This is a genomic window from Pseudorhodoplanes sp. (assembly GCA_032027085.1).
Taxonomy (GTDB): domain Bacteria; phylum Pseudomonadota; class Alphaproteobacteria; order Rhizobiales; family Xanthobacteraceae; genus Pseudorhodoplanes.
The window spans coordinates 3,085,867-3,098,841 of record JAVSMS010000001.1 but is presented as its reverse complement, the minus strand read 5'-3'; the positions used below and the strand labels follow the sequence as shown (position 1 = coordinate 3,098,841).

Genomic DNA, 12,975 nt, shown 5'->3' with positions numbered 1-12,975 from the left:
CCTTCGAGGTCCGCACCGCGCGGGCACCTCAGGATGACGGTGCGAGGGTACAAATAACGATGTTCGACAAGATCCTCATCGCCAATCGCGGCGAGATTGCGCTCCGAGTGCTGCGCGCCTGCAAGGAACTCGGCATCCCGACGGTGGCCGTGCATTCCACCGCCGATGCCGACGCCATGCATGTACGCCTCGCCGACGAGAGCGTCTGCATCGGGCCGCCTGCCGCACGCGACAGCTATCTGAATATCCCTTCCCTGCTCGCGGCCTGCGAGATCACCGGCGCCGACGCGGTGCATCCCGGCTACGGCTTCCTGTCGGAGAATGCGCGCTTTGCGGAAATTCTCGCCGAGCACAATATCGGTTTTATCGGTCCCAAGGCCGAACACATCCGCCTGATGGGCGACAAGATCGAGGCCAAGCGCACGGCCAAGCGGCTTGGCATTCCGGTCGTGCCCGGCTCGGAAGGCGGCGTCACCTCGGACGATGAGGCTTTGCGCATCGGAAAGGAGATCGGCTATCCGGTGCTGGTGAAAGCCGCCGCCGGCGGCGGCGGACGCGGCATGAAGGTCGCCTATTCAGAGCAGGAATTGAGCGTTGCGCTCTCGACCGCGCGCTCGGAAGCGAAGGCCGCCTTCGGCGATGACGCCGTGTATCTCGAAAAATACCTGCAGAAACCGCGCCACATTGAAATCCAGGTGCTGGGCGACGGACGCGGCGGCGCCATCCATCTCGGCGAGCGCGATTGCTCGTTGCAGCGGCGACACCAGAAGGTGCTGGAGGAAAGCCCATCTCCTGCGCTCAACACTGCGCAGCGCGACCGCATCGGCGAGATCGTCGCAAAGGCGATGCGCGACGTGAAGTATCTCGGCGTCGGCACCGTGGAGTTTCTCTACGAGGACGGCGAGTTCTATTTCATCGAGATGAACACCCGCATCCAGGTCGAGCATCCAGTGACCGAGATGATCACCGATATCGACCTGATCCTGGAACAGATCCGGGTTGCGGCCGGCGGCGATCTGCCCTGCAAACAGGCCGACGTGGAGTTTCACGGCCATGCCATCGAGTGCCGGATCAACGCGGAAAATCCGTTTAACTTCCGTCCCTCGCCCGGCACCATCCTGCATTATCATCCGCCCGGCGGCATGGGTGTGCGCGTCGATTCCGCCGCCTATCAGGGCTACAAGATCCCGCCGCATTACGACTCAATGGTCGGCAAGCTGATCGTGCACGGCAAGACGCGGCAGGAATGTTTGGCGCGGCTGAAGCGTGCGCTCGATGAATTCGTCGTCGACGGCGTCGAAACCACCCTGCCGCTGTTCCGCACCCTGGTGCGCAACCAGGACATTCTCGACGGCAATTACTCGATCCACTGGCTCGAGCATTTCCTCGCGCAAGGCGGCATGGACAACTTGAGCTAGGGCCCGTCAATCGCCCCTACAGCCAGCGCCGTACGCGCGTGCGGTAGTGGCGATAGACATCGCCGAACTTGCGCTCGAGATAGGCTTCCTCGCGGGCGACCACGCCGTAGCGAATGACGAGGACGAAGGCCACGAGCGTCCCGAGCAGCCAAAGACTGTCGAAGGCAATGGCGAGACCGACAAGCCCAAGAAACATGCCGAGGTAGATAGGATTGCGCGTGAAGCGGTAGGGTCCGGTCTGGACGATGGTGGTGGCCGGCATGTTGGTGGGCACGTTCGAGCCGGCCCTGGTGATGGTAGCGATCCCCCAGGCGAGCAGCGCCAGCGCAAGGACGAACACCATCCCGCCGACCCAGCCTGCGGGTACTGAGGCCGGCAGGAACGGCAAGGACGCGACCCATTGCAGGGCGAGCCCCACGAGCACCGCAAGCGCCCACGCGATCGGCGGCCGAATGATAACATTGGCGGTGTCTGCAGGGTCACTCATGGCGAAGCATGCAGGAGGAGATCATAGCCCGGACCCGTGATCCCACCGCCCTTGTGATGACCGGCCAGTGAATTTCCTCTTTCGTTGGGAATGGCGTTTTGCCACCTATGTAGCGATTGCTATCGCCAAAGCGAACGCTCGTCGACGATCGTGTTCCCGCTGCCCTTGGACTTCATGGACAAGCTAAACGGATAGCGACTCCGCCGGACGCGCGCCATCAAGCAGGAGTTTCACCGCCTCGCAGGCGCGGGTGACGCTGTACGGCTTCGGCAGAATGGCAGAATGCGGAATTGTCTGCAGCTTGTCCAAAAGGCTCCAACGACCGGATGCGAAGATGACGGGCAGATCCGGCCGTATCTCACGCGCTTTCACGGCGAGGACGGCGCCGTCCATGTTGCCCGGCAGATTGATATCGGTGAACAGGATATCGATTGGCTCATCGGAAGCGAGAAGTCGCAGCGCATCGTCGGCGTTGTCGGAAATGCAGACGCGGTAGCCCCGGTCTTCCAGAGCAAGGCTGATCATTTCTGCGATCAGTCCTTCATCCTCAACCAGCAGGACACAGACAGATTGACTGGACTCGTCCATTCCAGACTCGTCAAATTGGACCCCGTCCATGGACTTCCCCATACGCAACGCTACTAGGGGAAAAAGGCTGTCGGGCTCATTTGTTCTTAAAGTGTCGAGAATTTAACGGGAGCATGGATAACCGCGTGTTAACCGGCAATCCCGGGGCGGCAGTTCCGTGCCCCCAGGGGACGCGGGAACTCAGTTCCGGGATGTCCACTTCCGGAACATTCAAGCGCTGCCGGTTGCGGCCTAATCGCCAATTCCCTTCCCCGTCCCGGAGGGTTACATAAAAAAAATGGCCAGCCGCGAAACCGCGCGAGATACCGGCTTTGTCGAGATCACCCCGGAGGTGCTGCTGAAGGCCTATGCCTGCGGCATTTTCCCGATGGCGGAAAGCGCAGAAGACCCCTCGATCTATTGGATCGAGCCGGACGAGCGTGGGATCATTCCGCTGGACAGGTTCCATGTTCCCAAGCGGCTCACCCGCACCATCCGCAGTGACCGCTACACCGTCCACGTCGATCGCGATATCGAGGCCGTGATTGACGGCTGCGCCTCGCCGGCCGCCGATCGCACCCGCACCTGGATTAACCGCCGCATCCGGTCGCTTTATCTCCGGCTAGCCGAGATCGGGCATTGCCACTCGGTCGAGACATATGACGGCGACACCCTGGTCGGCGGATTGTATGGCGTGCGGCTCGGTCGCGCCTTTTTCGGCGAGAGCATGTTCCATACCGCGCGCGACGCATCGAAGGTTGCGCTGGTGCATCTGGTGGCGCGGCTGCGGGTGGGCGGATTCATTCTGCTCGACACCCAGTTTGTCACCGATCACCTGAAGACGTTTGGCGCCGTCGAAATCTCCAAGCTCCGCTATCACAGGATGCTGGAAACGGCACTCACTGGCGAAGGCGATTTCTTTGCGATCGGCGACGGCCCCGTGACCGGCGCGCAAACGCTCGACCACATCGCGTAATTGCGTTCCCGTTGTTGCAGCGAAAAATCTACCGGATCGGCGTCGGGAAGGCGCGCTCGAGCGAACTCGGTTGTTGTTGGGGCCGCGGCTGTGGACGCTGCTGTGCCGGCGGCTGCGATTGCTGCGGGGCACGCGGCTGTGGCTGCTGACGTTGCGGCGCGGGTTGCGGCGCCGGCGCAGGCGGCGGATCTTCCGCCACCTTGGTCAGCGGCTGCTTACAATCGGTGAGCCAGATGTCGTAGATCGGATGCTCCACCGCATGCAGGCCCGGACTCGCTGCAAACATCCAGCCGGTGAAGATGCGGCGCACCTCGCCCTGCAGGGTCACTTCACTGACTTCAATGAAGGCGTCGGTGTTCGGCGTCTCGGTCGGCGGACGCGTATAGCAGACGCGCGGCACCACCTGCAGCGCACCGAACTGCACCGTCTCCCCGATCGCCACATCGAACGAGATGATGCGGCCGGTGATCTTGTCGAGACCGGAGAACACCGCCTGCTGGTTCTCGATCTTTTGCGTCGGCGGCTCGGAAATGATTTCGTCGCCCGGCTGCGGGGCGGTGTTGGCCGGCTGCGGCGTACCGCGCGGCTGACGCACGCCCGGCGGCAGACCGGGCGTCGGGGACGGCGTCGCCTGGCGCGAGGGTTCCGGCGCGGCGATGCCGCCGGGCGGCGGTGCCAGCGGCTCGCTCTGGATCGCCTGCGATGGCGGCCGGCCCGGGCCAATTCGGCCGGAGGGGTCCTGCTGAGAGCGCGGCGGAAGCGGCTGCTGCCGCCTTTCGAAAAACTGGTCGTCGCGCGGGTCCGCTACCGGCGGACGGCTGGGCACGTTGGCCGGCGGCCGCGGCGGTGGATCGCCAAAAATGGTGCCGAACTGAGCCAAAACCGGCAGTGAGCAGCCGGCCAGAATCGCAGCCGAAGCGACGGCAGTCCGGCCTGCCCCGGTCAGTCGTTTCAGCGCAGAATGCATGGAAAAGTCCCGGTCAAACCGCTGGCCCCGCGGATGGTGGTGTCCGGTTAACACGCCGAATGCGGCGGCGGAAGGGCGATGCCGGCGAAGCCGGAACCTTGGGTTGCCGCCGGCTGTCCTGCCACACGGGACATGGGTTCCAAAGTCCGCCTTGCCGGCGCGTTTTCTAGCGCGCATTGTTACGTGCAACAAATCGTCCCGGCCTGGATGCCGAGAAGACGATAGGTGCCGCCGCGGCGGTGCGATGATGGGAGGGTTTCAAATGACATGGACACACGTCCGCTGCGCGCTTGTCGGCGCGTTGGCGATGACCGCTACGGTCAGCTTGCCCGCGCGGGCGCAGGACTATCCAACCAAACCCGTGACCATTGTGGTCCCGCTCGCCGCCGGCTCCGGCATGGATTCGCTGGTGCGGATCTATGCCGACAAGCTGCAGGGCGCGCTCGGCAAGCCGGTCGTGGTCGAGAATCGCCCCGGCGCCGCGCTGATGCTCGCCGCCGCCGCGGTCGCGACCGCGCCTGCGGATGGCTACACGCTCCTGGTCTCGACCTCGTCGGCGATGGCGATCAACCCGGTCCTCTACAAGAAGGTGAACTATGATCACGTGAAGGATTTCGTGCCGATCTCCTTCTACGTAAAGTCGCCCTTCATTCTGGTGGTGAATCCCGATCTGCCCGCCAAGTCGGTTTCCGAGCTCATCAAATATGTGAAAGAGAGCAAGACGCCGCCGAGCTATTCCTCGCCCGGCGCCGGCGTCGCCCAGCATCTCTCCATCGAATACATGAAGAAGAGGTTCGGGCTCGAGCTCACGCATGTGCCCTACAAGAACACGCCGCAATCCATCCAGGACATCGCCGCCGGACATGTGCAGCTCGGCTTCGCCGAAGCCGGCGCCTCGCTGCCGCTGATCCGCGACGGCAAGCTGCGCGCGCTCGCGGTCTCCGCGACAACGCGCATTCCGTCCCTGCCGGACGTGCCGCCTTTCGCGGAAGCGGCCAAGGCGCCGGATTTCGAAGCGGTGTCCTGGCATATGTTGTTTGCGCCGGCCGCCACCCCGAAGCCCGTCGTCGAACGGCTGCACAAGGAAATGAAGAAGATCATGGCCGACCCGGAGATGATCAAGCTCACGGAAAAGATCGGCCTCATTCCGGTCGACACGCCTGATGTCGCCGGTATCCAGACATATCTCGCCTCCGAACGCGAGAAATGGGGCTCTCTCGTGAAGCAGCTGGGCCTTGCCGGGACGATGTAGGCGCGAGCGCAGGCTCCCATAAGCAAAACGCGGCGCCGATGGCGCCGCGTTTTTATTTGCGGTTTGTGCCGATCAACGCCCCGGCGTCCAGGCCTTGTAGTCGCCCGTCGCCTTCGGGCGGCGACCATGCACCAACGTGGAACCTGACGGCCGATAAGCCCCGGGCGTGCCAGTCATGTTCTGACGATGCGGCTTCTGCCAGGCGCGCGGCGTGTACTGTTCTTCTGTGGGCGGCACATCGACGATGTGATGGATCCAGCCATGCCAGGCCGGCGGAATGGTCGAGGCCTCGGCATAGCCGTTGTAGATGACCCAGCGCCGCTCGAAACCGAGTACCGGATCGATCTTGCCGCCCTTGGTGCGGTAATAGCGGTTGGCGAATTCATCGGTGCCGACGAGCTCGCCATAGAGCCAGGTCCAGACCTGGGTATTGAGCGTCTGGCCGTTCCACCAGGTAAAGATTTTCAGCAGCAGGCTTTTCATCGCTGTCCGTCCGTTTACTGCGGGTTGAATGCCACCTGCCCTCGCTGATGTCCAGCGCGGCCAACAGGCCCGCATGGAACCGCCCGGCCCCAAAACAACTTGTTTTGTCGTTGCTCAAGCCGTCGGCCCAACAGCTTCATTTCCAGCTATTTCCCGGGAGGATTTCATGGCTGTCGCCCGCGTCACCGAACTCATTTCCGCATCCAAGAAGAGCTTTGAAGACGCCATCCAGGTTGGCATCACACGGGCGGTGCAGACCCTGAAGAATGTCGAGGGCGTCTGGGTCGCGAACCAGAAATGCGTCATCAAGGACGGCAAGATCGACGAATATCGGGTGAATTTGAAGGTGACCTTCATTCTTCAGGAATAAACGGCCCGGTCCCGGATATTTGCTGCATTGTCCTGCCGTAAGCCAATGAAAGCACGATGAGAATCGGTGCGCGATCGGATCGGCACAGCCGCGCGCAGCGACCGGGATACCTGCGCCCTGCCGCCCTGCCTTGGATCAAGCAAGGCTCCGAGGCCCCATTTTTGGGGCCTCTCCGAACTTATAACCGCAAGCCACAGGGGATCCGTTTTTGCGCTTGGCGAATCCGGAAAACCGCGCCGATACTCGGCTCACCGGCGGACGAGTCGTCCCCGGAATTAACAGGCGAAACACCAGATTTAGTGTTTGATTCAGACTCTCCGACTATTACTTGACGTATCTGGCGAGTCTGTCCTAGGTTTTGCGTCCACCTCGGCGGAAGTAGTCCGAAGTCTCCGGCCGCGGCTTCAACAACAGCTTGGAGAGACTGGACTCCTGCCGGGATGACCTTGGCGGGGCTGGGTTTTGCGTGACCTGCGGTGGCTAATTACCGCCGCGGGAGAGAAAGGGGTGGCCGAAACAACGGTTCCCCGCGTTGCGTACAGGATGAGACTGACAACAGAGAAACGGGCCGGGCGGCGCAGCGGACAGGACCCGCGCCACGGTGCAGGGCCGGTGCAATAATGCCGGCGCAAGAACGGGACGAAAGAAGACGATGAAGATCGAGCGGCGCTACACCAAAGAGGGTCAGTCTCCCTACGCGGAGATCGAATTCCGTCTGACCACGAGCGAGATCAAGAATCCGGACGGCTCCGTCGTGTTTCGGCTCGACAATGTCGAGGTCCCCGAATTCTGGTCGCAGGTGGCGTCCGATGTTCTGGCACAGAAATATTTCCGTAAGGCTGGCGTGCCCGCGCGCCTGAAGAAGATCGAAGAGAATTCTGTTCCCTCCTTCCTGTGGCGCGCGGTGGCCGACGAGTCGGCGCTCGCCGAGATGCCCGAAGGCGAGCGCTTTGTCGGTGAGCATTCCTCCAAGCAGGTGTTCGACCGTCTTGCCGGCACCTGGGCCTATTGGGGCTGGAAGGGACACTATTTCGACAGCGAGGCCGACGCGCAGGCCTTCTATGACGAGCTGCGCTACATGCTGGCGATGCAGATGTGCGCGCCGAATTCGCCGCAATGGTTCAACACCGGCCTGCACTGGGCCTATGGCATCGACGGCCCCTCGCAGGGTCACTATTACGTCGACCACGAGACCGGCGAGCTGATGAAGTCCGACTCGGCCTACGAGCATCCGCAGCCGCATGCCTGCTTCATTCAGAGCATCAGCGACGATCTGGTGAATGAAGGCGGCATCATGGATCTGTGGGTGCGCGAAGCGCGCCTGTTCAAATACGGCTCCGGCACCGGCTCGAACTTCTCGCGCCTGCGCGGCGAAGGCGAGAAGCTGTCGGGCGGCGGCAAGTCGTCCGGCCTGATGAGCTTCCTGAAGATCGGCGACCGCGCCGCCGGCGCGATCAAGTCGGGCGGCACCACGCGCCGCGCGGCGAAGATGGTTGTGGTTGATGCCGACCATCCGGACATCGAGCAATATATCGACTGGAAGGTGAAGGAGGAGCAGAAGGTCGCCTCCCTCGTCACCGGCTCCAGGATCAACCAGAAGCACCTGAAGGCGATCCTGAAGGCCTGCGTCAATTGCGAGGGTTCGGACGACGATTGCTTTGATCCGGAGAAGAACCCTGCCCTCCGCCGCGAGATCAAGGCGGCGCGCAAGATGTTCGTGCCGGACAATTACATCCAGCGCGTGATCCAGTTCGCACGCCAGGGCTACAAGGACATCGAATTCCCGGTCTATGATACCGACTGGGACTCGGAGGCCTATCTCACCGTCTCCGGCCAGAATTCAAACAACTCGGTGCGCGTCACCGACGACTTCCTAAAGGCGGTCGAGAGCGACGGCGACTGGGACCTCACCTGGCGCAATAAGAAGGGCGTCGCTAAGACGCTGAAGGCGCGCGCGCTGTGGGAGAAGATCGGCTATGCGGCCTGGGCCTGCGCCGATCCCGGCCTGCAATACCATACGACCGTCAACGACTGGCACACCTGCCCAGCCTCGGGCGAGATCCGGGCCAGCAATCCGTGCTCGGAATACATGTTCCTGGACGACACGGCCTGCAATCTCGCCTCGCTGAACCTGCTCACCTTCCGTGACGAGCAATCCAAGCAGTTCGACGTCGAGGGTTACGAGCACGCGGTGCGGCTGTGGACCATCGTGCTCGAAATCTCGGTGCTGATGGCGCAATTCCCGTCCAAGGAAATCGCCCAGCTCTCGTACGAATTCCGCACGCTCGGTCTCGGCTACGCCAATATCGGCGGGCTCCTGATGTCGTCGGGTATTCCCTATGACTCCGATGCCGGCCGCGCCATCTGCGCCGCACTGACCGCGATCATGACCGGCATTTCCTACGCCACCTCGGCGGAAATGGCCTCCGAGCTCGGTACCTTTCCCGGTTATGAGAAGAACCGCGAGCATATGCTGCGGGTGATGCGCAACCACCGCCGCGCGGCTTATGGAGCTGCCGTCGGCTATGAGCATGTCTCGGTCGCGCCGGTGCCGCTCGAAGCCGCGCATTGTCCCGATCCCAAGCTCGTCGCGCACGCCAAGTTCGCCTGGGACAAGGCACTGTCGCTCGGCGAAGAGCACGGCTATCGCAACGCGCAGGCGACTGTGATCGCGCCGACCGGCACGATCGGCCTTGTCATGGATTGCGACACCACCGGCATCGAGCCCGACTTCGCGCTGGTGAAATTCAAGAAGCTTGCCGGCGGCGGTTACTTCAAGATCATCAACCGCGCCGTTCCCGAGGCGCTGCGAGCGCTCGGCTACGGCGAAGCCGAGATCGCCGAGATCGAGGCCTATGCCGTCGGTCACGGCAATCTCTCCAACGCGCCGGCGATCAATCACTCGACGCTGAAGGCCAAGGGCTTCACTAAGGATGCGCTCGAACTCGTCGAACAGGCCTTGCCGAAGGCTTTCGACATCAAGTTCGTGTTCAACAAGTGGACGCTTGGCGAGCAGTTCCTGCGCGACGCCCTCTCCGTCTCGCCGGCCGACCTCGCCAATCCGAACTTCGATCTCCTCACCCATCTCGGCTTCACCAAGCGCGAGATCGAGGCCGCCAACATCCATGTCTGCGGCGCGATGACGGTCGAAGGCGCCCCGCACCTGAAGCCTGCGCATTACGCGGTGTTCGACTGCGCCAATCCCTGTGGGCGCACCGGCAAGCGCTATCTGTCGGTGGAGAGCCACATCCGCATGATGGCGGCGGCGCAGCCCTTCATCTCCGGCGCGATCTCCAAGACCATCAACATGCCGAACGAGGCCTCGGTCGAGGACTGCAAGTCGGCTTACATGCTGTCCTGGAAGCTGGCGCTGAAGGCCAACGCGCTCTACCGCGACGGATCGAAACTCAGCCAGCCGCTGCAGAGCCAGCTCATCGCCGACGAGGAGGATGAGGACGAAGATGTCGAGAGCTTCCTCGACAAGCCGATGGCGGCGCGCACCTCGGCGCTCGCCGAGCGTGTGATCGAGAAGGTGGTCGAACGCGTCACCGTGATCCGCGAGCGCGAGCGCATGCCGGATCGGCGCAAGGGCTATACCCAGAAAGCCGTGGTCGGCGGCCACAAGGTCTATTTGCGTACCGGCGAATACGATGACGGGCGCCTCGGCGAAATCTTCATCGACATGCACAAGGAAGGCGCGGCCTTGCGCTCCTTCATCAACAACTTCGCGATCGCGGTCTCGCTCGGCCTGCAATATGGCGTGCCGCTCGACGAATATGTCGATGCCTTCACCTTCACCCGCTTCGAGCCCTCGGGCCCGGTGCAGGGCAACGACTCGATCAAGTTCGCGACCTCGATCCTCGACTATGTCTTCCGCGAACTCGCGGTGAGCTATATGGGCCGCTTCGATCTCGCCCATGTCGATCCGACCGAAGGCCAGTTCGACGCGCTCGGCAAGGGCGTGGAGGAAGGCAAGGCGCCCTCCAATCCCGCAACCAAATATCTGTCAAAGGGTCTCACCCGCTCGCGCACCGACAAGCTCGTTGTCATGTCGGGCGGTTCCGGCCAGCAGGCGGCCGCCGCGCCGCAGCCCACCGGCAACGTGACCGCCTTCTCGGGCGCGGTGGCGCTCAAGGCCGAGCCGGAGCAGAAACTGTCCCCCGCGCAGGCGCTGGAGAACCTGCCCTGGCAGACGCCGGCCGCAACCGCGAAAGCGGCCGCCGCCGAAAAACGCGCGGAGGCGAAAGCCAAGGGCTATGAAGGCGATCCCTGCAGCGAATGCCAAAACTACACACTGGTGCGCAACGGCACCTGCATGAAGTGCGATACCTGCGGATCGACGACGGGGTGTTCGTAGAGTCTAGGAATTGGCAGCAGGAGCAGGCAGCTCACACATCGTGATTCAGAAAGGCCGGTACCTTGGAACCGGCCTTTCCTTTGGTCGAAGCCGAAGCGACATTTTGCGACCATACTGCGCCGGTAGGCGTGCCGTATGAACGACACGCCGCCCTCGCGCCTAGTTTACTGGATTCATCTGTTCGGCGGCGCGCTTTGCATCGCACTCATTCTCGGCACGGATTTTCGGCCTCTCGATTTCATCAGGCTCTATCTCGCTCCGAATAATTATTTTGTCTTTGTCGCATCCGCACTGGAAGCGATCTATCTGATCGGCTTCTATTTTCCCGGCACCTTTCTGATCCTGGGGGTGCTGTTGTCCACCAGCTGTTCGGCCGCACAATTGACACCTCTGCTCCTGGCGGTGTGGCTCGGCTCGACGGCGGGACTGTTCGTGAGCTTCGCGGCCGGATCAATCATTGGAGCCCGTGCCAGCCGAGCTTCCGCAACCCATTGGCTCGGCCGCTGGGCGCCGTGGCTTATGGGCTTTCACCCGAATGCTGCCGGCTCTTATATATTCCACAAGGCCGCCCTCACGTCCCTGTCGCTCGGCATGTTCATCAAGGTCGCCATATCCGGAATGGGCTTTCTGGCTCTGTACGGATGGCTCGTTTGCGCCGCCGGAATGCACTTGGCGGAACAGCAACAAGAAGCATCTATTGTGTGGGCGGGCCTTATTATGATGGTCGGATTGGTCGGCTTGCTAAGGCCTGTTGCCAAACGCGGGCAGGCGTGAGGCGCGCTGCCTATCGTTCAGCGCGTGGGAACTGTCAGGCTGTTCTGACACCAGAGAGTGGACGTGCAGCGAGATGAGTTTGCTGACTCTTCCGACTATCTTTCATGCGCTCACATCCAGCACCTGCCCCCTTTGCAGCGCGTTTGACGACGGCTGCGCGGTAGGTGCTGATGATATCGGATCGAACTTCAATGGTCTGCAATCGTTTGAATTTGATATTGCAACGAAAACGCCCGTCTTTTCGGACGGGCGTTTTTTTGCTGCCTGCGGGGCCCGTTCCTCGACCTTTTCGCAGCTTCTATTTCTTCTGCCCGTCCGAACCGAACTGCTTGATATAGGCCCAGAGATCGCGCGCTTCCGTTTCGTTCTTGATGCCAGCAAACACCATTTTGGTGCCGGGAATCTTGGCCTTCGGGTCCTTGATGTATTCAAGGAATGTCTCGTTGTTCCAGACGATGCCGGAATTCTTGTTGGCGGCCGAATAATTATAGCCTTCAACCGTACCGGACTTGCGGCCGTCCAGATTGTTCAGGAGCGGGCCGACCTTGTTCTTCGCCGACGGGCCAACATCGTGGCACGCCGTGCATTTCTTGAAACTTTTTGCACCGGCCGCAAGGTCGTCCGCGAAAGCGAGGCTCGGTGCGAGCGCAATCACAGAGAAAGCCGCCAAAAGTCTGATCGTCACCATGCTCAGCCCCGCGTTGATGTTCACGTCCCCTGCCGACCTCTCCCGCTTCTCATGCGGCAGTGACGGCATTCGTTTGAGAGAAGCTATCCCCCATGACGCAGCTGAAGTGCCTTGACTTCAATCAAGCCCATCTCTGCATGAGCAAAAGCCGAGCTATAGTTTGCTATGGGGCAAACTCAACGGAGAATTTTGTACGACGCCTGCGATCTTCACGTCACCGCCGTCAATGCGGATGCGTACCAAGCGCCTTGTGCAGGGCCGCGTCGTGGGTTTCGAAATGCCGCGAGAACCATGCATCAAGCCGCCTGGCCAGTTCGGCCTGGCCGAGGCTATCGTTCTCCCGCGTCATTTCCATGATGTCGCGGATTTCGTCGAGCAGGCGCTCGTGATCCGCCTTGTGCTGAGGTAATTCGCCGTAGCGCTGCTCACGCATGAACCGCTCCTCGAGCGCAAAGTGAGCGGAAATGCCTCGGAACAGATCGCCGAAGAACGCCTCAACCGTATCTTTTGAGCGCTTGGTTGTGAACTCCTCATGCAAGCGGTTGATCAGGTCAATCAGCTCGCGATGCTCATGATCGACGGCCTCGATGCCGACACTGTACTGGTCTTTCCATTGCAACAGCGCCATGACCCTCG

Annotated in this window: 12 protein-coding genes; 6 read left to right on the top strand and 6 right to left on the bottom strand. The window is 61.8% G+C overall.

Annotation, left to right across the window (positions count from 1 at the left end; translation table 11 throughout):
* Positions 1-59 precede the first annotated feature (59 nt).
* The gene (gene accC / locus RO009_14960) at positions 60-1,418 is read left to right on the top strand and encodes an acetyl-CoA carboxylase biotin carboxylase subunit (protein ID MDT3686333.1); all 1,359 of its coding nucleotides are present in this window, start codon (positions 60-62) and stop codon (positions 1,416-1,418) included.
* A gap of 16 nt (positions 1,419-1,434) precedes the next feature.
* Here accC and RO009_14955 read toward each other — a convergent pair whose 3' ends face one another.
* Both RO009_14955 and RO009_14950 read right to left on the bottom strand, forming a co-directional pair.
* On the bottom strand, positions 1,435-1,905 hold the full coding sequence (locus RO009_14955; GenBank protein ID MDT3686332.1) for an isoprenylcysteine carboxylmethyltransferase family protein: 471 nt from the start codon (positions 1,903-1,905) through the stop codon (positions 1,435-1,437).
* A 183-nt stretch (positions 1,906-2,088) separates the two neighbouring features.
* Positions 2,089-2,493 (bottom strand): response regulator, encoded by a 405-nt coding sequence (locus RO009_14950; protein ID MDT3686331.1) that lies wholly within the window; start codon positions 2,491-2,493, stop codon positions 2,089-2,091.
* A gap of 277 nt (positions 2,494-2,770) precedes the next feature.
* Between RO009_14950 and aat the strand changes: the two genes are divergently transcribed.
* A complete protein-coding gene (gene aat, locus RO009_14945) occupies positions 2,771-3,448 on the top strand; it encodes a leucyl/phenylalanyl-tRNA--protein transferase (GenBank protein MDT3686330.1) in 678 nt (225 codons plus the stop codon).
* A 28-nt stretch (positions 3,449-3,476) separates the two neighbouring features.
* Here the strand turns inward: aat and RO009_14940 are convergent, their stop codons facing one another.
* Positions 3,477-4,415, bottom strand: a complete 939-nt coding sequence (locus RO009_14940) for a DUF2155 domain-containing protein (GenBank protein MDT3686329.1) — start codon at positions 4,413-4,415, stop codon at positions 3,477-3,479.
* A 262-nt stretch (positions 4,416-4,677) separates the two neighbouring features.
* On the opposite strand from RO009_14940, the gene RO009_14935 reads away from it, so the two are divergent.
* Positions 4,678-5,667 (top strand): tripartite tricarboxylate transporter substrate-binding protein, encoded by a 990-nt coding sequence (locus tag RO009_14935; GenBank protein MDT3686328.1) that lies wholly within the window; start codon positions 4,678-4,680, stop codon positions 5,665-5,667.
* 72 nt (positions 5,668-5,739) lie between these two features.
* On the opposite strand, the gene RO009_14930 is transcribed toward RO009_14935, so the two are convergent.
* Complete coding sequence (locus RO009_14930; GenBank protein MDT3686327.1) at positions 5,740-6,150, bottom strand: NADH:ubiquinone oxidoreductase subunit NDUFA12; 411 nt, start codon at positions 6,148-6,150, stop codon at positions 5,740-5,742.
* A gap of 166 nt (positions 6,151-6,316) precedes the next feature.
* Here RO009_14930 and RO009_14925 point away from each other — a divergent pair, with 166 nt between their 5' ends.
* The 3 genes from RO009_14925 (at position 6,317) to RO009_14915 (ending at position 11,651) form a co-directional block, all read left to right on the top strand.
* Positions 6,317-6,520: a dodecin family protein gene (locus tag RO009_14925; GenBank protein ID MDT3686326.1), complete on the top strand. Its 204-nt coding sequence runs from the start codon at positions 6,317-6,319 to the stop codon at positions 6,518-6,520.
* A 652-nt stretch (positions 6,521-7,172) separates the two neighbouring features.
* Positions 7,173-10,877 (top strand): vitamin B12-dependent ribonucleotide reductase, encoded by a 3,705-nt coding sequence (locus tag RO009_14920; GenBank protein MDT3686325.1) that lies wholly within the window; start codon positions 7,173-7,175, stop codon positions 10,875-10,877.
* A 135-nt stretch (positions 10,878-11,012) separates the two neighbouring features.
* The gene (locus RO009_14915) at positions 11,013-11,651 is read left to right on the top strand and encodes a hypothetical protein (protein ID MDT3686324.1); all 639 of its coding nucleotides are present in this window, start codon (positions 11,013-11,015) and stop codon (positions 11,649-11,651) included.
* 298 nt (positions 11,652-11,949) lie between these two features.
* On the opposite strand, the gene RO009_14910 is transcribed toward RO009_14915, so the two are convergent.
* Positions 11,950-12,339 carry a cytochrome c family protein gene (locus tag RO009_14910; GenBank protein MDT3686323.1) on the bottom strand — a complete coding sequence of 130 codons (390 nt, stop codon included), beginning with the start codon at positions 12,337-12,339 and terminating at the stop codon, positions 11,950-11,952.
* 223 nt (positions 12,340-12,562) lie between these two features.
* Positions 12,563-12,967, bottom strand: coding sequence for a bacteriohemerythrin (locus RO009_14905; protein MDT3686322.1), 405 nt, complete (start codon positions 12,965-12,967; stop codon positions 12,563-12,565).
* Positions 12,968-12,975 lie beyond the last annotated feature (8 nt).

Bases quoted from the DNA above. Each gene is read 5' to 3' on its own strand.
- accC (MDT3686333.1), top strand. From the start codon at position 60: ATGTTCGACAAGATCCTCATCGCCAATCGCGGCGAGATTGCGCTCCGA.
- RO009_14955 (MDT3686332.1), bottom strand. From the start codon at position 1,905: ATGAGTGACCCTGCAGACACCGCCAATGTTATCATTCGGCCGCCGATC.
- RO009_14950 (MDT3686331.1), bottom strand. From the start codon at position 2,493: ATGGACGAGTCCAGTCAATCTGTCTGTGTCCTGCTGGTTGAGGATGAA.
- aat (MDT3686330.1), top strand. From the start codon at position 2,771: ATGGCCAGCCGCGAAACCGCGCGAGATACCGGCTTTGTCGAGATCACC.
- RO009_14940 (MDT3686329.1), bottom strand. From the start codon at position 4,415: ATGCATTCTGCGCTGAAACGACTGACCGGGGCAGGCCGGACTGCCGTC.
- RO009_14935 (MDT3686328.1), top strand. From the start codon at position 4,678: ATGACATGGACACACGTCCGCTGCGCGCTTGTCGGCGCGTTGGCGATG.
- RO009_14930 (MDT3686327.1), bottom strand. From the start codon at position 6,150: ATGAAAAGCCTGCTGCTGAAAATCTTTACCTGGTGGAACGGCCAGACG.
- RO009_14925 (MDT3686326.1), top strand. From the start codon at position 6,317: ATGGCTGTCGCCCGCGTCACCGAACTCATTTCCGCATCCAAGAAGAGC.
- RO009_14920 (MDT3686325.1), top strand. From the start codon at position 7,173: ATGAAGATCGAGCGGCGCTACACCAAAGAGGGTCAGTCTCCCTACGCG.
- RO009_14915 (MDT3686324.1), top strand. From the start codon at position 11,013: ATGAACGACACGCCGCCCTCGCGCCTAGTTTACTGGATTCATCTGTTC.
- RO009_14910 (MDT3686323.1), bottom strand. From the start codon at position 12,339: ATGGTGACGATCAGACTTTTGGCGGCTTTCTCTGTGATTGCGCTCGCA.
- RO009_14905 (MDT3686322.1), bottom strand. From the start codon at position 12,967: ATGGCGCTGTTGCAATGGAAAGACCAGTACAGTGTCGGCATCGAGGCC.